At 75.5% G+C, this 18,038-nt stretch carries 13 protein-coding genes and 1 pseudogene; 7 read left to right on the top strand and 7 right to left on the bottom strand.

The window, feature by feature from the left end:
• The first annotated feature begins 470 nt into the window (after positions 1 to 470).
• On the top strand, positions 471 to 2,180 hold the full coding sequence (locus V1J52_RS08600; RefSeq protein ID WP_330139546.1) for an ABC transporter ATP-binding protein: 1,710 nt from the start codon (positions 471 to 473) through the stop codon (positions 2,178 to 2,180).
• 32 nt (positions 2,181 to 2,212) lie between these two features.
• Here V1J52_RS08600 and V1J52_RS08595 read toward each other — a convergent pair whose 3' ends face one another.
• Positions 2,213 to 3,157 carry a DMT family transporter gene (locus V1J52_RS08595; protein WP_330139049.1) on the bottom strand — a complete coding sequence of 315 codons (945 nt, stop codon included), beginning with the start codon at positions 3,155 to 3,157 and terminating at the stop codon, positions 2,213 to 2,215.
• On the opposite strand from V1J52_RS08595, the gene V1J52_RS08590 reads away from it, so the two are divergent.
• Positions 3,156 to 4,571, top strand: a complete 1,416-nt coding sequence (locus V1J52_RS08590) for an aminotransferase-like domain-containing protein (RefSeq protein WP_330139048.1) — start codon at positions 3,156 to 3,158, stop codon at positions 4,569 to 4,571. The two genes, V1J52_RS08595 and V1J52_RS08590, sit on opposite strands and share 2 nt — an antisense overlap.
• Positions 4,572 to 4,581: 10 nt before the next feature.
• Here V1J52_RS08590 and V1J52_RS08585 read toward each other — a convergent pair.
• Positions 4,582 to 5,362: pseudogene (locus V1J52_RS08585) on the bottom strand (SDR family NAD(P)-dependent oxidoreductase).
• 83 nt (positions 5,363 to 5,445) lie between these two features.
• Between V1J52_RS08585 and V1J52_RS08580 the strand changes: the two are divergent.
• Positions 5,446 to 6,051, top strand: a complete 606-nt coding sequence (locus tag V1J52_RS08580) for a TetR/AcrR family transcriptional regulator (protein WP_330139047.1) — start codon at positions 5,446 to 5,448, stop codon at positions 6,049 to 6,051.
• Between the two features lie 40 nt (positions 6,052 to 6,091).
• Here V1J52_RS08580 and V1J52_RS08575 read toward each other — a convergent pair whose 3' ends face one another.
• From V1J52_RS08575 to V1J52_RS08565, 3 genes are read right to left on the bottom strand one after another with little or no spacing between them, the layout of a single operon-like run.
• Positions 6,092 to 6,223: a hypothetical protein gene (locus V1J52_RS08575; RefSeq protein ID WP_330139046.1), complete on the bottom strand. Its 132-nt coding sequence runs from the start codon at positions 6,221 to 6,223 to the stop codon at positions 6,092 to 6,094.
• A complete protein-coding gene (locus V1J52_RS08570; RefSeq protein ID WP_330139045.1) occupies positions 6,220 to 6,366 on the bottom strand; it encodes a hypothetical protein in 147 nt (48 codons plus the stop codon). Before V1J52_RS08570 ends, V1J52_RS08575 begins: the two co-directional genes overlap by 4 nt.
• Complete coding sequence (locus V1J52_RS08565; protein ID WP_330139044.1) at positions 6,363 to 6,581, bottom strand: hypothetical protein; 219 nt, start codon at positions 6,579 to 6,581, stop codon at positions 6,363 to 6,365. The genes V1J52_RS08570 and V1J52_RS08565 overlap by 4 nt, the downstream gene beginning before the upstream one ends.
• A gap of 216 nt (positions 6,582 to 6,797) precedes the next feature.
• Between V1J52_RS08565 and V1J52_RS08560 the strand changes: the two genes are divergently transcribed.
• From V1J52_RS08560 to V1J52_RS08545, 4 genes are all read left to right on the top strand, one after another.
• Positions 6,798 to 7,619, top strand: a complete 822-nt coding sequence (locus V1J52_RS08560; RefSeq protein WP_330139043.1) for a helix-turn-helix domain-containing protein — start codon at positions 6,798 to 6,800, stop codon at positions 7,617 to 7,619.
• Positions 7,616 to 7,828: a DUF397 domain-containing protein gene (locus tag V1J52_RS08555; RefSeq protein WP_330139042.1), complete on the top strand. Its 213-nt coding sequence runs from the start codon at positions 7,616 to 7,618 to the stop codon at positions 7,826 to 7,828. Before V1J52_RS08560 ends, V1J52_RS08555 begins: the two co-directional genes overlap by 4 nt.
• A 366-nt stretch (positions 7,829 to 8,194) precedes the next feature.
• Positions 8,195 to 8,971 (top strand): RNA polymerase sigma factor, encoded by a 777-nt coding sequence (locus V1J52_RS08550; RefSeq protein WP_330139041.1) that lies wholly within the window; start codon positions 8,195 to 8,197, stop codon positions 8,969 to 8,971.
• Positions 8,968 to 10,956 (top strand): M48 family metalloprotease, encoded by a 1,989-nt coding sequence (locus V1J52_RS08545; protein ID WP_330139040.1) that lies wholly within the window; start codon positions 8,968 to 8,970, stop codon positions 10,954 to 10,956. Before V1J52_RS08550 ends, V1J52_RS08545 begins: the two co-directional genes overlap by 4 nt.
• On the opposite strand, the gene V1J52_RS08540 is transcribed toward V1J52_RS08545, so the two are convergent.
• Positions 10,931 to 15,718: a DNA repair ATPase gene (locus V1J52_RS08540; protein ID WP_330139545.1), complete on the bottom strand. Its 4,788-nt coding sequence runs from the start codon at positions 15,716 to 15,718 to the stop codon at positions 10,931 to 10,933. The two genes, V1J52_RS08545 and V1J52_RS08540, sit on opposite strands and share 26 nt — an antisense overlap.
• Positions 15,719 to 15,812: 94 nt before the next feature.
• Positions 15,813 to 17,894, bottom strand: a complete 2,082-nt coding sequence (locus tag V1J52_RS08535) for an SPFH domain-containing protein (protein ID WP_330139039.1) — start codon at positions 17,892 to 17,894, stop codon at positions 15,813 to 15,815.
• Positions 17,895 to 18,038: the final 144 nt, after the last annotated feature.

Below are 18,038 nucleotides of genomic sequence, written 5' to 3'. Positions count from 1 at the left end.
GGAGGTCACCCCCGCGGCGGGGGGCGGCGGCCGGGAGGTTCGCCGCACTTCCACAGCTGCACGGCGCCACCTCCTCACCAGGCTCGTCCGGTTCTCGCGCGCCGTTGCGGGATCGCGCACGCCGTTGACAGGATACAGCGGACCTTTGGGACGGCGGCGACCGCACCGGTGTCCGCCGCGCGGCGGCGGTGTCCGCGCGGGCCGGGCGCCGGGCCGTCCGCGCGGGCCGGGCGGCCGGTGGCTCAACCGGCGGGGCGCCGCGGGAGTCCTAGCCCGTGGAGAGCTGTCACTGCGCGCGCCGGGGAGGCCCGTTGACCGTCATCGGCACATCGGAGAACGAGCGGGACCGGCCCGCCGGGGCGTCCGCGCCCGAGGGCGCCGGGCAGGCTCCCGGTGCCGCAGCGGCGGGACCGGAAACGGGAGCGGAGACGGAGGCGGGAGCGGGAGCGGGCGAGCCCGCGTGGCGCGTCATGCTGGCGCACGTCCGGCCGCACCGGCGCGCGCTGCTGCTGGGTGCGGCGCTGTCGCTGGTCACCGGCGCGACGGGGCTGGCGCTGCCGCTGGTGGCCCGGCAGCTCATCGAGGACCTCTCCCAGGACCGCGCCATCGGCGGCGCCCTGCTCGTGATGAGCGTCCTGGTGGTGGCGAACGCGGCGATCGGCGCGGTGGGCGGGTTCGTGCTCCAGCGCACGGCCGAGTCGGTCGTGCTGGCCGCCCGCCGATCGCTGGCGTCCTACCTGCTGCGGCTGCGGGTGTCGGCGGTGGACCGCAGCGAGCCGGGCGACCTCATGGCGCGGGTCACCTCGGACACGACGCTGCTGCGCGCCGTCACCACCGACTCGCTGGTGGGGTTCGGCACCGGCGGCCTCACCCTGGTGGCGACGCTGGCCATGATGGCCTTCGTCGACCCGGTGCTGCTGGCCGTGACGCTGGGGGTCGTGGTCGGCGCGGGCACGCTGATCGGCGTCATCGTGCCGCACATCAACCGGGCCAGCAAGCGCGCCCAGGAGTCCGTCGGGGTGATGGGCGCGGCGCTGGAGCGGGTGCTCGGTGCGCTGCGCACGGTGAAGGCGTCGGGGGCCGAGCACCGCGAGGAGGCCGCCGTGCACGCCGCCGCCGAGGAGTCGTGGCGGCAGAGCGTGCGGGCCGCGAAGTGGACGGCGCTGGCGGGCAACACCGCCGGGCTGTCCATGCAGGTCGCCTTCATCACGGTGCTCGCCTTCGGCGGCGCCCGGGTGGCGACGGGCGCCATCGACGTCGGCACTCTGGTGGCGTTCCTGCTCTACGTCTTCTACCTGATGTCCCCGATCCAGCAGCTCGTCGGCGCGGTGACGCAGTACCAGGTGGGCGCCGCCGCGATCGCCCGCATCCAGGAGACCCGGGCACTGCCGACGGAGCCGGAGCTGCCCGCCGCCGCGCTCCCCGCGCCCGGCGCCGCCCCGGCCTCTCTCGCGTTCGACGCCGTCCGCTTCCGCTACGCCGACGACCTGCCCGAGATCCACCACGGCGTCACCTTCACCGTGCCGCCGCGCGGGATGACCGCCTTCGTCGGCCCCTCCGGCGCGGGCAAGACGACCGTCTTCTCCCTCGTCGAGCGCTTCTACGACCCGACGGCCGGGCGGGTGCTGCTCGACGGGCGCGACGTGCGGGACTGGCCGCTGCCGCAGCTGCGCGCCGCGATCGGCTACGTCGAGCAGGACGCGCCCGTCCTGTCGGGCACGCTGCGGGAGAACCTGGTGCTGGGCGCGCCGGAGGCGGACGACGAGGAGGTGCGCGGCGTGCTGGCCACCACCCGGCTCACGTCGCTGGTGGACCGCCTCCCCGAGGGCCTGGACACCCGCGTCGGCCACCGGGGCACCAAGCTGTCCGGCGGTGAGCGGCAGCGCGTGGCCATCGCCCGCGCCCTGCTGCGCCGCCCCCGGCTGCTGCTGCTGGACGAGGCGACCTCGCAGCTGGACGCCGTCAACGAGGCGGCGCTGCGGGAGACGGTCGCGGAGGCCGCGCGCACGACGACGGTCCTGGTGGTGGCGCACCGGCTGTCCACGGTCACCCTGGCGGACCGGATCGTCGTGATGGACGCGGGCACAGTCCGCGCGGTGGGCACGCACCGGGAACTGGTGACGGCCGACGCCCTGTACGCCGAACTCGCCACCACCCAGTTCCTCACCCCCTCCGACTGACCGCTCCGCCGCCGGCGGGTCCGGGTCCGGGCCTACCGTGGGCGCGGGGCGGCCGGGGGCTTCAACCGGGCGCGGACGGCGGTGCCGGCGCAGGCGATCACGGCGAGGCCGCCGAGGGCGGTGGCCCAGGTGACGCGTTCGCCCAGGAGCAGCACCGACCAGCAGATGGTCAGGACGGGCTGGACGAGCTGCACCTGGCTGACCTGCGCCATCGGGCCCATCGCCAGCCCCCGGTACCAGGCGAAGAAGCCGAGGTACATGCTCACCACGGCCAGGTAGGCGAAGGCGGCCCAGTCGGCCGCGGTGGCGTCCGGGGGCTGCCGCGCCATCGCGTGGACGGCGAGGAGGACGGTCAGCGGGGCGGACAGGACGAGCGCCCACGACACCGTCTGCCAGGCGCCCAGTTCGCGGGCGAGGAGGCCGCCCTCCGCGTAGCCGATCGCCGCGGCGACGACGGCGCCGAACAGCAGCAGGTCGGACCAGCGCGGTCCGCTGAACCCGCCGCCCTGCGACGCGGCGAAGGCGACGGCGGCGCCGGCGCTCACGACCGCCGTGGCCCAGAACCGCGTCGGCGGCCGTTCGCGCCCGCGCAGGACGGCCGTCACCGCGGTGGCGGCGGGCAGGAGGGCGATCACGACGGCGCCGTGCCCTGCGGAGGCCGTGGTGAGCGCGTAGGACGTCAGGACGGGGAAGCCCAGGACCACACCGCCGGCGACGAGCAGCAGGCGGCCCCACTGGCGGCCCCGGGGCAGGCGCTGCCGGGTGGCCGCGAGGACGACGGCGGCGAGCAGCGCGGCGACGACCGCCCGGCCGGAGCCGACGAACAGCGGCGGCATCGCGCCGTCGTCGACGATGACGCGGGTGAACGGCACGGTGAGGGAGAACGCCGCGACGCCGAGCAGGCCCCATCCGAGCCCGGCCCGTGAGGGGGATAGCAGTGGCCCCTTGTGTGCGGTAGCGCTACTGTCAGTCTTCATGTATGACGATAGCAGTGCGCGGATCACCGCGGGACTCCGCGAGTGGATCGGGACGGCCGCGCCGGACGCGCGGCTGCCGTCCACGCGGAGCCTGGTGGCGCGGTACCAGGCGAGCCCGGTCACGGTGCAGAAGGCGCTGCGGACGCTGGCCGCGGAGGGGCTGGTGGACAGTCGCCCCGGGGTGGGCACCTTCGTGCGCGCGGTCCGCGTCGCCCGCCCGCACGACTACGGCTGGCAGACGGCCGCGCTCGGATCGCCGCCGAACCGCGTCCCGCGGCTGTCCAGCGCGCTGCGCACCGTTCCCAACGACGTGATCGCCCTGCACTCGGGCTACCCCGACCGGGAGTTGCTGCCCGGCGGCCTGGTGCGCGCCGCGTTCCGGCGCGCCGCACGCGGGGACGCGTCCGTCGGCAGGCCCCCGGCGGCGGGCCTGCCGGAACTCCAGGCGTGGTTCGCGGCCGAACTCGGCAGGCACGCCCCGGCCGGGGTCGCTCCGCCCACGCCGAGCGACGCCGTCGTCTTCCCCGGCAGCCAGAGCGGGCTCAGCGCCGCCTTCCGCGCCCTGGTCGGCGCGGGACGGCCGCTGCTGATGGAGTCGCCGACCTACTGGGGCGCGATCCTCGCCGCCGCGCAGGCGGGCGTGCGGGTCGTGCCCGTGCCCAGCGGCGTGCACGGGCCGGACCCGAAGGAGCTGACCCGCGCGTTCGAGCAGACCGGAGCGCGGGCCTTCTACGCGCAGCCCGGCTTCGCCAACCCCACCGGCGCCCACTGGCCGCCCGCGCTGGCCGGGCACGTGCTGGACGCGGTGCGCCGGTACGGCGCGTTCCTGATCGAGGACGACTGGGCCCGTGACTTCGGGATCACCGCCGAGCCGGTCCCCGTCGCCGCGCGCGACGACGGGGGGCACGTCGTCTACCTGAGATCGCTGACCAAGAGCGTGTCCCCGGCCGTGCGCGTCGCCGGGGTCGTCGCGCGCGGCCCCGCCCGCGAACGGGTCCTCGCCGAGGCCCAGGCCGAGTCGATGTACGTCAGCGGCCTGCTCCAGGCCGTCGCGCTCGACGTCGTCACCCAGCCCGCCTGGCGCACGCACCTGCGCGGGCTGCGCCACCAGCTGGCCGCCCGCCGGGACCTGCTGGTGCGGGCACTCGGGGAGCACGTGCCCGACGCGCACCTGGAGGCCGTGCCCCAGGGCGGGCTGAACCTGTGGGTGCGGCTGCCGGACGCCACCGACCTGGACCGGCTCGCCGGGGAGTGCGAGGCCGCCGGGGTCATCGTCGCGCCCGGCGACGAGTGGTTCCCCGCCGAGCCGACCGGCCGCTTCCTCCGGCTCAACTACGCGGGCCCCGGCCCCGGGGCCTTCGCGGACGGGGTGCGCGTCATCGGGCGGCTCCTCGCGCGGCAGCGGCCCTCGTAGCCGGTGGCGTTCAGGCCAGGTAGCCGCCGTCCACGTCGAGGACGGCGCCGGTGACGAAGGACGCCCCGGGGCCCGCGAGGAAGGCGACGGCCGCCGCGACCTCCTCGGGCCGCCCGAAGCGTCCCAGGGCGTTGGCCGCGCGCTGCGTGTCCGCGTAACGCCCCTCGGGCGGGTTCATGTCGGTGGCCACCGCCCCGGCCTCGACGACGTTGACGGTGATGCCGCGCGGGCCCAGGTCGCGGGCCGCGCCCCGGCTGTAGGCGGTGACGGCCGCCTTGGTGGCCGCGTAGTCCGCGACGCCGGTGAACCCGGCCCGCGCCGCCAGGGTGGAGCCGACGGTGACGATCCGTCCGCCGGTCGGGCAGGACGCGGACGGCCGCCCGGACGGCCGCGACGACTCCGCCGAGGTTGACGGCGACCTGGCGGTCGAAGGCCACGGTGTCCGCGTCGGTGTCGTCCACCCGTCCGTTGACGGAGACACCGGCGTTGTTGACGAGTACGTCGAGCCGTCCGAAGTCGGCCGCCACGGCGGTGACCAGGGCGGTGACCTCGCCGGGGTCGGCCTGGTCGGCCCGGTAGGCGGCGGCCCGCACCCCGGCGCGCTCCAGTTCGGCCACCACGTCCTCCGCCCTGCGCTTCGAGGCGGCGTAGCCGATCGCCACCGCCGCCCCGTCCGCCGCGAGCGCGCGGGCGGTCGCCGCCCCGATGCCGCGCGAACCGCCTGTCACCAGGGCCACCTTCCCCTCCAGGGGCCGGTGCGACGCGCTGTTCGTGCCTGACGTACCGCTCATGAACGCCTCCCGTTGTGTACCGATCGGTACTGAACTCGCGTCACGGTACTATACCGTTCGGTACACAACGAGGAGGGGCGCCGATGACCGCCGGACGACCGCGCCGGTTCGACCTGGACGACGGGCTCGACCGGGCCATGCGCGTCTTCTGGCGCAACGGCTACGAAGGCTCCGGGCTCGCGGACCTGACCCGGGCCATGGGCATCAACAAGCCCAGCCTGTACGCCGCCTACGGCAACAAGGAAACCCTCTTCCGCAAGGCCGTCGACCGCTACGTGGACGGCCCCGCCCACCACCTCCGCGACGCGCTGGAGCAGCCCACCGCGCGGGCGGTGGCCGAACGGCTGCTGCGCGGCGCCGCCGAGGTCACCACCTCCCCGGACAACCCCGGCGCCGGATGCCTCGTCGTCCAGGGCGCGCTGGCCACCGGCGTGCACGGCGCCCCGGCCCGCGAGGAACTGGCCGCCCGCAGACGCGCGGGCGAGGAACGGCTCCGCGCACGCTTCGAGCAGGCCAGGGCCGACGGCGACCTCCCCGACAGCACCGACGCCGCCGACCTGGCCCGCTACGTCACGACCCTCTCCTACGGCCTCTCCGTCCAGGCGGCGGACGGCGCCACCCGCGAGGACCTCGACCGCGCCGTCGACCTCGCCCTGCGCACCTGGCCCCCCTCACCCCCGACCGGCTGACCGGGCCGCCACCTCGCAGAGGGACCCGTCGTGGCCCGGGTCACCGGCCGAGCCCTCTCAGGTGCTCGCGGATCTCCGCGCTGAGCTTGCGGAACCGCTGCGCCAGATCGTCGTCGGTTACGGGCTCCCGCTCCTCCTCGCCGGTGTCCTGCGACTCCTCGTCGGCCGTCACCCCCGCGGCTCCTTCGCGTTCTCGCAGGTAGCCGCGTGGCGGCGCAGCAGGACGACGCAGTCCGTCACCCGCGACCAGTCCCACACGTCCTGCGCCTCCTCCATGAGCCGCACGAGCCGTGCGCACTCGGCGCACCCGGTCACGCCACGGCCCCCTTCCGGACGAGCCCGGCGAGGTGCCGCGCCGTGCCGGGCAGCACGCTGCCCAGCTCCACGAGCCGTACCGGCCCGCGCCCGGGGTCGTCCCACACCCGGGGGTCGGCGTGGACGCCGGGCAGGCTCACCCCCGCTCCGGCGAGCGCCTCCCGCAACTCCTCGGCCGCGCACTCGGCGTCAGCCGCCAGACCCCCGGCGATCACCGCGACTCCGTCCCGGCGTCGAAGCCGCTCAGGAGTAGCGAAACAGCTGTGACCGGGTACTGAGGGGTAGTCATCATTTCGGCTTGCCTTCGTTCCATCCGGCACTCCGCACATACGGAGTTGGTTACTGTCTGTGCCCCAAGGGTTGCCCTCTGCCCGGGCGCTCGCCAGGGGGACGGCGTTGACATCCGGGCTTTTCAACGAAAGGGGAAGGCGTTGGCATACGCGGACGAGCTGAAGCCGGAAGACTCGGTGCTGGCGTTCTACGCGACGGACCTGCGCAGGAGGCGCGAGGCCGAAGGCATCACTCAACGCGCCTTTGCCAAGGCGGCGCTGATGGCGCCCTCGCTCCTCAACAAGGTGGAGGCGGGTCAGCGTCTGCCCTCGAGGGAACTGTCCGAGTTCGCCGACGAGAAGTTCGGCACGGTGGACTACTTCACGCGCCTGTGGCCCCTGGTCATCAAGTACGCGTACCCCTCCTGGTTCCGCCCCTTCGTGGACCTGGAAGAGGCAGCCAGGGTCATTCGGTCGTTCGAGGTCCAGGTTGTCCCCGGGCTGCTTCAGACCGAGGAGTACGCACGAGCCGTGCTCTCCGCCCGCCGGACAGACCGCGACAGCGTGGAGGAACACGTCGCGGCACGTATCGAGCGGCAGCGCATCCTGTCGCGGCCCTCTCCGCCGGAACTGTGGGTCGTGCTGGACGAGAACGTCTTGCGGCGCCGCATGGGTACGGCGGAGGTAATGCGGGCGCAGCTTGAGCACCTGCTGACAGCAGGAGAGACCCCCAGCACGGTGATTCAGATGGTGCCCTACGACGTGGGAGGGCACGCAGGTGTCGGCGGGCCGTTCTCCGCTCTTACGCTGGATGAAGGGCCGGACGTGGTGTACGTCGAAGGGTTTCTGCAGGGACAGATCCTGGGAGAACCTGCACACGTCAGGGAAGCCACGCGGGCCTATGATCTGCTCACCGCTGACGCTTTGTCTCCAGCACGCACCCGTAAAGTGCTCTCTGACACCTTGAAGGAACTCACCGAATGATCAGCCGCGAAAACCTTCTCTCCGCCTCATGGCGCAAGTCCAGCTACAGCAGCGACAACGGAGGCAACTGCCTGGAGGTCGCCGACGGCTTCGCCGGGGTCGTGCCCGTACGGGACTCCAAGGCGCCCCACGGCCCGGCCCTCGTCGTCCCCGCCCCCCACTGGTCCGCCTTCGTGCAGGCCGTCAGGAACGACACGCTGTCCGCCTGAACTCCGGCGACGACGCAGGCCCCGCTGACCGGAGACGGTGGCGGGGCCTGCGTCGTCGCCGGAGGAATCTTCCGCCCGCCGGTAAACGCCCGGCGCCCGGCGCTCTGTTACCCGGTGACAGGAGCGACGCGGAGAGGCGGGGAGTGGCCATGTGGGAGCAGACGGTGGTGACCGTTGGGGTGGGGGTGGTCGCGGCGGGGGTAAGAGTTCTGGTGCACTGGTTGGCCGCCCGGGAGCGGGAACGGGTGTTCTCGCGGGCGCTGGGGGCGCCGCGGGGTGCCGAGGTGGTCGTGGAGTACCGGGGGTCGCGGGGTGCCAGGCTGGCGGTGCGGCCGGACCGAGGGGGGAACGGGGATGGACAACGGCGTGAGCACTGAACGGACCGTCGTGCGGGAGGAGTTCGACGCGTTCTTCGCGCGGTCGTTCTCCGGGATGCTGGCGCGGGCGCTGCTGCTGTGCGGGCACCGGCAGGACGCGGAGGACGCGGTGCAGGAGGCGTACGCGGAGGCGTTCCGGCGGTGGGAGCGCCTGCGCGGCTACGAGGCGCCGGACGCGTGGGTGTACCGGGTGGTGCGGCAGCGCTTATGGGCCGCCGGGCGGCGCAACGCGAGGGCGCGGGCCGCCGGGCTCGACGGTTTCCCGCAGCCGGTGGTGGCCGGGGTGGAGCAGACGGCGGAGGCGCGGGCGGTGCTGGCCGCGCTGGCGCTGCTGCCGCGCAGGCAGCGCACCGTCCTGGTGATGCACTGCCTGCACGGCATGCCGCAGGAGGCCATCGCGCGGGAGCTGGGGCTGAGCCGGGGCGGCGTGGCGGCCAGCCTGTTCAAGGCGCGCCGCACGCTGGAGAAGCGGCTGGACGCGCGGGAGCGGGCGGCGGAGGGTCCGTCCGTGAACCGCGACGAACTGGTGCCGCCCGGCGCACTGCGGGGACGCGCGGCGGAGGTGCGGATGACGGCGGAGCGGCCGGACGAGGACCGGGTGACCCGTGCGCTGCGGGTGACGGAGACGTGGCTGCGCGGCGGGGTGGCCGCTGACGCGGAGGCCATGGCGCGGGTCCGGGCGGCCCTCGCGGCCGTCCGGGAGGAGGAGCCGGAAGGGGAACGCGGGGAAGGGCACGCCGACGGGTCCGCGGACGGGCGGTCATGAGCGCGGCCGTGCGGGCGGTGCTCGCCTTCCTCCTGCTGGCGGGGTTCCACGTGCTGTCGTGGACGCTCGTCCTCGGGTACGCCGCCTTCTCCCTGGTCGTGCTCTGGCTGGTCGCCACCACAGAGGCGCCGCTCACCTCGCCGGTGCCGCTGTTCGCCGTGGCGTTCGGCTTCCCGGCCGTGGTGGCGCTGCTGCGCGGCCTGTTCGCGGGCGGGCGGGCTCCGCAGGCGGGCGAGGGCACGGTCCGGGTCACCCGGAAGCAGGCGCCGGGCCTGTGGGAGACGGTCACCGGTCTGGCCGGTGCGGTGGGCGCGCCCGCGCCCACCGAGATCCGGCTGACGCTGGAGGCGAACGCGTCCGTCAGCGAGGACGTGCGCGGCGGGCTGCGGGTGACGGCGCGCCGCATGGAGATCGGTGTGCCGCTGCTGGCGGGGCTGCGCGCGGACGAGCTGCGGGCCGTCCTCTGCCACGAGCTGGGCCACTACGCGCGGCGGCACACCCGGTTCGCCGCGACCGTCTACCGGGGCTCCGTCGCCCTGCACACGGCCCGCTCCGGATTCGTGGAGGCCGCGGCGCGCAATCCGATGGTGGCCTTCTACGCCGGGCTCCAGTTCCGGGTGCTGAGCGCCTACGCGTGGCTGTACGACGCGGTGTCCTTCGGCGTGCGGCGGCGCCAGGAGTTCGAGGCGGACGCCGCGGCGGCGGCCGTGGCCGGGCACGCGGCGACGGCGTCCGCACTGCGCGCGGTGCACTCCGTCGGCGCGGCGTGGGCGGACTACCGCGAGCGGTTCCTGGAGCCGATGGTCGCACGCGGGCGCCTCCCGGACGATCTGCTGCGCCCCTTCGCGCTCCTGCTGGCGGACCCGGAGTACGCGCGGGCGCTCCGGGAGTGGCGGCCGGACGCCTCCGGGCGGCGCGGCGGCAGGTTCGACTCGCATCCGCCGCTGGAACGCCGCCTGGCCGCCCTGGCCCGGCCGGCGGGGGCGGACGCGGCGCGGGACCCGCGCCCGGGGCTGGCGCTGCTGGGCGACGCGGACGGGAGCGGAGAGGGGAGCGGGCTGCCCGTGGCCGTCCGGGACGCGCTGCTGCGTCCGCTGCTGCCGCCGGGCGGCGCGCGCAGGCGGGGTCAGCCGTGGGAGGAGTGGCTGGACGACACCGCCGAGGTGCAGGCCGTCCGGGCGATCGAGGGGCTGCGCGGTCCGCTGGCCCTGCTCGGCGGGTCGGGCACGCTGGGCGATGTGCTGGACCTGCTCGCGGACGGGCGCGGGCCCGAGCTGGCGCAGGCGCTGGACGGGACGGGCTGGGGCGCCGACCAGTGGGGCGCGCCGGGCACGGTGCGGCGGGCGCTGTCGCTGCTCGTGGGGCAGGGGCTGGTCACGGCGGGCCGCGCGGGCTGGAGCGTGCGGTCCACCGGCCCCGGGGCGCTGGTGCCCTACGGTTCGGAGGCTCGGGAGGCGTACGAGCTGGCCCGGGAGGCGGCGGACGATCCCGCCGCCGTCGCCCGGCTGCGGTTCCTGCTCGTGCTGTGCGAGGTCAACACGACGGTTCCGCTGGAGCGCACGGGGCAGGCGTCGCGGCTGGGCCTGCCCGCGCCCGGGAAGCCCCGCCGGGACGCGGTCGCGCCCGCCCGGCGCCCGCTGAACGTGGGCGGGCTGGTGGTGGCCCTGGCGATCGGCGGGTTCTTCCTGTGGAGCCAGTTCGACGGCGACCGGCAGCCCGGCCGTCCGCTGCCGGGCACGCCCGTGGCGCCGTTCCCGCACGCCACGGGCGGTGTGCACGACCCGGACGGCCCGTACGGACCGGCCCCCTACCGGCCCGGCCCCCCGTACGGCACCGGGCCGACGGACCTGCCCCGGCTCCCCCTCACCGACCCCAACCCGTTCCTGCCGACGTGCGGAGCCGAGGAGGTGCGGATCGGCGGCTCGTGCGCGTCCATCGGCTCCCTCCCCTCCCCCTCGCTCATCGTTCCGCTGCCGCAGGAGTGAGCCGGGCGGTGCGGGCGGCGGTGTGGGCCGCCTTGATCTCCGCCCAGCGGGCGCGCTGGTCGTCGGTGAGGCGTCCGCGCAGCTCGGCGAGTTTGAGCAGGTTCGCCTCGGCGCCGGTGGTGAGCGTCTGCGCCTCGGCGAGGTAGTGGTCGTCGATCAGCGCCTCCAGTTCCGCGTCGTTCATCACCGGCACGATCCGCTCGGCCAGCCGCGCGGTGTTGCGGTAGGACCCCTGGAGCCGGAACGGCGGCTCGGTGCGGGCGGTGTCGTCCTGCGTGGCGGAGGCGATGTAGGCGGCGTTGACCGCCAGCACCGTGCGCCGCACGTGCAGCAGCCTGCGCAGCACGGCGGTGATCCGCTCCAGTTCGCCCGGCTCGTAGGGGTGGACGAGCCGGTCGGCGTGCGCGGTCGCGTCACCGGAGGCCAGACGCACCAGCAGGTCGAGGTCGGCGCGGTCCCGGGAGGCGAGCGGCGCGAGCACCGGGTTGGCGGTGAGGGCGTTCTCGACGTGACTGAGCGCGAAGACGTCCTCCTTGCCGGTGAGGACGTCGCCGAGGTTCCACACGTCGGCGCGGTTGGCCAGCATGTCCGGCACCCGGAAGCGGGCGCCGGACTCGGTGAACGGGTTGCCCGCCATGGCGACGGCGAAGCGCTTGCCGCGCAGGTCGTAGGTGCGCGGCTGCCCGTCGGCCGCCGAGACGCCGTCGATGCGGCGCTGGGCGTCGCACAGCGGGATGAACTTCTGGAGCAGCTCGGGCGACAGGTGCTGGACGTCGTCCAGGTAGAGCAGGACGTTGTTCCCCATCTCCAGCGCGAAGTTGGCTTTCTCCACCTCGCGGCGGGCGGCGGCGTCGGGTGCGGCGGCCGGGTCGAGCGAGGTGGTGCGGTGGCCGAGCGCCGGGCCGTCCACCCGCACGAAGACCAGGCCGAGGCGGGCGGCGACGTACTCCAGCAGCGTCGTCTTGCCGTATCCGGGCGGGGAGAGCAGGAACAGCAGGCCCTGGCTGTCGGTGCGCCGCTCCTCCCCGGCCGTGCCGAGCTGCTTGGCCAGGTTGTCGCCGATGAGCGGCAGGTACACCTCGTCGATGAGCCGGTTGCGGACGAAGGCGGACATGACCTTCGGCCGCAGGTCCGCCAGGCGCAGCCGCTCCCGTTCGGCGGCGAGCAGCGCGGCGCGTTGCCGGGTGTAGGCCCGGTGCGCGGGCACCCGGCGGGTGCGGAAGGCGTCGGTGCGGGCCAGGAACTCGTCCAGCCGCAGCGGCAGTTCGCCGCCGGACAGGCGCGGGTGGCTGCCCAGCAGCCCGGTGACGGTGGTGTGCAGCGGCGCGGTCACCTCGCGCCGGGGCACGGCCTCGCCGCCCAGTTCGACGGCGACGGCCTCGGGCAGGTCGGCGCCGCCGTCCTCCCCCGGTTTTCCGGTGGCGGCGTAGGCGTGCAGCCAGGCGTGGACGAGCTGGTGCCGGGCGGCGACGTCGCCGTCCAGCGCGCGCAGGTCCGCCGCGAACTGCCCGGCCTCCGCGGAGCCGGGGCCGCCGAGCGCCGCGCGGAACCCGTCCAGCAGCGCACGGGCGGCGGCGCTCGTGGCGAACCGGGGCCCGCCAAGCGCCAGTTCCTCGAACAGGTACTCCCCTGCGGCCTGGCCGTCCCCCTCCCCGGCGGTGAGCCCGGACCGCCCGGCGAAGCCACGAACCGCTTCCGCCAGCTCCCCGGCCAGCTCCGCGACGGCCGGTCCCGCCCCGAAGGCGGTGCGGGCGCGGCCGAGCGACCGGGCCCGGGTGAGCCACCCGGCGCGGGACGCCTCGTCCGTCCCGTACGCCCAGAACAGCTGGGCGGCGGCGCGGGCGGAGCCGGGGTAGCGGAGCAGGTCCGCACCGGCGTGCAGCTCCAGCACGGCGGCCAGGACGGCGGCGGCGTCCCGGTCGTGGACCCCCCGGTCGTACCCCTCGTCGTACGCTCCGGCCGCGTACTCCCGGGTGAGGGCGGCGAGCCCGTCCCCGGTGGCGGCGGCCCGGCGCAGCCCGTCCGCGCCGGTGGCCGCCAGCACGGCCGCCGCCAGGTGCTCGGCGCGGTAGACCTCCGGCGACTCCGAGGGCAGCGGCTGGTCCCAGAAGGCGCGCGTCGCGGCGAACGCGGCGTCGCGCACCGGGGCCCGGTAGTCGGTCCCGGTGACGGCGAAGGCCAGGGCGCCGTCCTGCGGCACGAGGGTGAGGTCGGCGGGCTGCCCGGTGACGGCGAAGCGGTGCCGCCCGAGCCGTACCGTGCCCTCGGCGTCGTACAGGTCCGCGCGGTCCCGCAGGGCGCGGGCGGCCTCCTGCCGGGCGGCCTTCAGCCGCCCCTCCAGCTCCTGCGCGCGCACGGCGTCCCCGGCCGCGCGCAGCTCCCCGGCCGTCGCCCGCACCTTCGCCACCAGCGGGTCGGCGGCGAAGTAGGCGGCCACCTCCTCCTGGCCGCCCAGCGCCGCCGAGCGGCGGGTGACGGTGGCCAGCAGGCGGTCGGCGGACCGCGCCAGCCGCTCGGTGTGCCGGGCCCGCTCGTCCAGCCGGGCCTGCTTGCGCGCCGAGAACGCCTCGTGGACCTCCTCGCGCCGCTCGGCGAGCTGCCGCGCGTACTCCTCGAACGTCCCGAAGCGGGACTCCAGGTGCTCCAGCCGCAGCAGGAGCCGTCCGAGCTGCTCGTCGCACTCCTCCGGCGTGTCCGCGGCGGCCAGGGCGCCCGCCACGGCCTGCCCGAACAGCGCGTACTCGGCGGTGAACTCGGCGCGCCCCTCGCGCTCCCGCAGCTCGCGGCGGCGCCCGTCGAGCACGGCCCTGGCCCGGTTGACGGCGCCCAGCACCTCGCCGACGCGCTCCAGCAGGACGGTGCGGACGGTGACGTCGTCGATGTCGAGGCCGCCGACGACGTCGGTCACCGCCCGCAGCCCCTCGGCGTGCCTGGCGACGCGCTCGCCCAGCGCGTCGGCGTCCGCGACGGTCCCGGCACCGGACGCCCGCTCGGTGAGGCCGGCGATCTCGGCGCGGGTGGCGTCGAACGCCTCGGGCCGGGCGAGGAAGGCGACGGCGCGCCGCCCGGCGGCGGCGACCGCCTCGGCCAGTTCCGCGCCGAGCTCCGCGATCCGCCCCAGGTCGGCGTGGCGCAGCTCGCGCAGCGTCTCCACCCGGCCCTGCGCGCGGTGCAGCCCCGTCAGCAGGTCCACCCAGGCGTCCGCGCCGCCCGGGCTCTCGGCCCGGGACCGCCGCACCAGGGCGGTCACCTCCTCGGCCGCCCCGGCCAGCGCCGCGCGGGCCCGCTCCCGCGCCTCCTCGAAGCGGGCGAACTCCTCGGTGACCTGTGCGGCCGTGCCGCCCAGCTCGGCCAGCGGCTCGTGCAGCGCCTCCAGCCCCTCGCCGTCCAGCCAGTAGTGCGTGTCGGCCACCTTGGCGCAGGCGGCGGTGATCGCCTCGAACACGGCGGCGCCGGGGGCCATGCCGTCCGCCATCCGCGCCACCGACAGCACGTCGGAGATGCCGCGCACCAGCTCGGCGTTGCCGATCCGGCCGAGCGGCCCCTCCGCGGGCGGCCGGGCGGCGGCGTGCTCCTCGGAGACGTACGGCGTGCGCCACACCTGCACGGGGTGGACGCGGGAGGGCTCGGCGTCCGCGCCGCGCAGCACCACGAGCGTGCCGTCGTCGAACAGGGCGTGGCCCTGTGCCGGGATGGGGGTGGCGACCTCCTCCCGGATGAGGTGGTACGGCAGCAGCAGGCCGCGCCCGGCGGCGGGCGCGTGGAAGACGAAGAGCACGTCCTCGCCGCCCGGGGCGCGCACGGCCGCCTCGAACCGCAGACCGGCCGTGTCGGTGTCGAAGGTGCGCGCGGCGGCGCCCGCCGGGGCGTTGCTCAGGTAGTAGCCGCCGGGGAAGACGATGCCCTGGTCCTCGGGCAGGCGGCGGCAGGCCAGCCCGACGCCGTCCAGCCGCACGACCTCCCCCGTGCGCTCGTTGTGCACGAGGTGGCGGTCGGCCGTCTCCTTGTAGGGCCGTACCCGCAGCAGCAGCAGCGGACCGACCCTGGCGTACGCCACCTCCGCGTCGGCCAGCGACTGGAGCGGCTCGTCCACCGGCTCGCGGTAGATGCCCGCGTCCGTCTCGGTGTCGTCGGTGTCCTTGACGGTGAGCGCCCCGCCGACGGTGGACACGTACAGGGTGCCGTCCACGGCGATGTGCGGGTGGCGGCCCGGCACGTGGTCCTCGCGGCGGACGGGAGTCCAGGTGACGTCGTGGGCGGGCGGCAGGACGTGGTCCCGTTCACCCTGGTCGTCCAGGTAGGCGGGGGTGCCGTCCGGGGCGACGCGCCAGCGCAGCACGCGCAGGTCGGTGGCGCGCTCCCCGGTCTGGAAGACGGCGAGCAGCAGCGGGCCGGTGCGGCGCAGCCGCAGCAGCCGCGCCTGCCGGTAGTAGCGGTGCAGCTCGGCGAAGTCCCGCCGGAAGGCCGGGTCGTCCAGCAGTCCGGGCAGCGCGTCGGGGCCCGCCTCGGTGAAGCGCCCGTCGCGCTGCCGGTACAGGGCGAGGACGTCCCCGACGGCGGTGTCCCGGCCGGGCTCGGGCGGCGCCTGGTAGCCGGCGAGCAGCATCCCGCCGACCTGTGCCACGTCCCGGGGCACGCCGGGCCGCGCGGTGCGCAGGCGGTCGTTGCCCGCCAGTTCCAGGGCGCTGCCGCCGAAGACCTCGACGCGCCGCGCGTCCAGCGCCTGCGCCCGGCGGGCCAGTTCCCGCGCGGCGGCGGTCATGCGGCCGTGCAGCACGTCGTAGGTGCCGGTGTCCAGCGGTGGGGTGCTCACGTCGTCCTTCTCTCTCCTCGCGCGCCGCAGCCGGACGGCCGGTTCACCGGGCCGTCGCGCCGTTGACCGCCGCGCCGCCCGCCGGGACGCCGCCCGGGCCCGCCGGGACGCCGCCCGCCAGCGCGCCGGTGAGGGCCGACAGGGGCAGTTCGGCGGCGGCGGTGCCGCGCACCGCCTCCAGCAGGGAGCCGAGCCGTCCGGCCTCCGGGCCGCCCGCGGCGACCAGCTTCGCCAGCAGCGCGGCCAGCGTCATGTCGCGCATCCCGGCGGCGCCGAGCCCGCCGACCATGGCCGTCAGGTCCTTCGTCAGGCCCGGACCGTCCGCGTCCAGCCAGTCGCCCGCCAGCGTCCGCACGGTCTCGCTGCCGCCGACGAAGGCGTCCACGCCCTTGCCCGCCGAGATGGCGCCGACGAGCCGGTCGAAGAAGACCGAGTCGCCGCCGACGATGTCGATGTTCGCCTTCTCCAGGCCCGCGCCGACCAGCGCGGCCTGCGCCTCGGCGATCTGCCGCTGGACGTCCATGCCCGCCATGCGGACCTCCTTCTCGGCCTCCAGACGCAGCCGGTACTCCTCGTGCTCCCGGCTCGCCTCGTCCAGCGCCGCCATGGCGGCGGCCTTCTCGGTCAGGCCCTCGGCCTCGGCCTTGAGCTTCTCGCGCATCGCCTCCGCCTCGGCCAGACCCATCTCCCGCGCCGCGTCGGCCTCCACCCGGCGGGTCCTGGCCAGCGCACCGGCCATGCGCTCCTTGACCTCGGCCTCGGCGAGACCGTCGGCGGCCTGGTCGGCGCGCTTGCCCTCGGCCAGCCGGACGGCGGCCTGCGCGTCGAGGTCGGCGGCCTTGCGGCGCGCCTCGGCCATCGTGACCTCCTCGGCCGCCCGGTGCTGCGCGGCCTGCTCGGCCGCCTCGGCGGCCTTGATGTCCTTGACCAGCCGCTCCTGCGCCTCCGCCTCGGCGGCGATGACCATCGCCTGGCGCTCCCGCTCGGCCTCCTCGACCGTGCGGAGCTTCTTGATCTCCTCCTCCTGCTGGGCCACGGTCTTCTCGACCGCGATGCGCTCGCGCACCACGTCGGCGATGTCCCGCTTCTCCGCCTCGACCTCCTTGTCGGCGGCGATGCGGCGCAGCTGCGTCTCCCGCTCGCGGGCGATGACCTCCAGCAGCCGGTCCTTCTCGATGCGCTCCCGCTCGATCGCCTCGACGCGCTCCCGGTTGAGCTTGGCGACGGCGATCTCCCGCTCCCGGTTCTCGCCCTGGACGCCGAGCGCCTCCTCGGTCTTCAGGTGCGCGGCGTGGGCGCGCAGCCGCTCCTCGGCCTGCACCCGCGCCGTCTCGGCCTCCTCCCTGGCCCGCGCGGTGTCGATCTCGCGCTGCTGCCGGATCTCGGCGTCCGCCTGACGGCGTTCGAGCTCCAGCACGGCCTCCCGGGCGTCGACGTTCTGCCGGGTGATCTCCTTCTCCTCGTTGCGCTGGTACTCGTTGGTGCGCACGTGCTCGGCGGCCGTCAGCTCGGTGATCTTGCGGATGCCCTGCGCGTCGAGGATGTTGTCGCTGTCCAGGCTGGCCAGCGGCGTCTGCTCCAGGTAGTCGATCGCCGCGTCCTCCAGGCTGTAGCCGTTGAGGTCGGTGCCGATGAGGGCGATGATCCGGTCCCGGAACTCGTCACGCTTGGTGTAGAGGTCGGAGAAGTCGAGCTGCTTGCCGACGGTCTTGAGCGCCTCGGAGAACTTGGCGTTGAACAGTTCCTGGAGCGTGGTGCGGTCGCTGGCCCGCTCGGTGCCGATGGCCTGGGCGACCTTGATGACGTCGTCACGGGTCTTGTTCACCCGCACGAAGAACGAGATCCGGATGTCGGCGCGGATGTTGTCCTTGCAGATCAGGCCCTCGTGCCCGGTGCGGCCGATCTCGATCGTCTTCACCGAGATGTCCATGACCTCGGCCTTGTGCAGCACCGGCAGCACCACCATGCCGGTGAAGGTGACCTCGACCTTGCGCATCTTGGAGACGATGAGGGCCTTGCCCTGCGGCACCTTGCGGAACAGGCGCCCGACGAGGACGAGCAGGGCGATGGCGATGAGCAGGACCACGGCGAACAGCACACCGAGGCCCGTGGAGATGGCATCCATGGGGAGGGGTCCCTTACGTGTCGGGAAGCGGGTGGGACGGGCGCCCCGGGGCGGCCGGGGCGGCGGGCGCGGAACGGGCCGCGCGGGACGGGGCCGCGGACGGCCGGGCCGGGGCCGGGCCCCGTCCGCACGCGGCGGCGGACG

This window comes from Streptomyces solitudinis, assembly GCF_036323765.1.
Classification (GTDB): domain Bacteria; phylum Actinomycetota; class Actinomycetes; order Streptomycetales; family Streptomycetaceae; genus Streptomyces.
The sequence above is the reverse complement of the archived record's forward strand: the minus strand, read 5'-3'. Positions and strand labels throughout refer to the sequence as shown.

What these genes read in the sequence shown, in the direction of transcription:
- V1J52_RS08595 (WP_330139049.1), bottom strand. Translation starts at nt 3,157, where the DNA reads ATGAAGACTGACAGTAGCGCTACCGCACACAAGGGGCCACTGCTATCC.
- V1J52_RS08590 (WP_330139048.1), top strand. Translation starts at nt 3,156, where the DNA reads ATGTATGACGATAGCAGTGCGCGGATCACCGCGGGACTCCGCGAGTGG.
- V1J52_RS08600 (WP_330139546.1), top strand. Translation starts at nt 471, where the DNA reads ATGCTGGCGCACGTCCGGCCGCACCGGCGCGCGCTGCTGCTGGGTGCG.
- V1J52_RS08540 (WP_330139545.1), bottom strand. Translation starts at nt 15,718, where the DNA reads ATGACCGCCGCCGCGCGGGAACTGGCCCGCCGGGCGCAGGCGCTGGAC.
- V1J52_RS08545 (WP_330139040.1), top strand. Translation starts at nt 8,968, where the DNA reads ATGAGCGCGGCCGTGCGGGCGGTGCTCGCCTTCCTCCTGCTGGCGGGG.
- V1J52_RS08535 (WP_330139039.1), bottom strand. Translation starts at nt 17,894, where the DNA reads ATGGATGCCATCTCCACGGGCCTCGGTGTGCTGTTCGCCGTGGTCCTG.
- V1J52_RS08580 (WP_330139047.1), top strand. Translation starts at nt 5,446, where the DNA reads ATGACCGCCGGACGACCGCGCCGGTTCGACCTGGACGACGGGCTCGAC.
- V1J52_RS08555 (WP_330139042.1), top strand. Translation starts at nt 7,616, where the DNA reads ATGATCAGCCGCGAAAACCTTCTCTCCGCCTCATGGCGCAAGTCCAGC.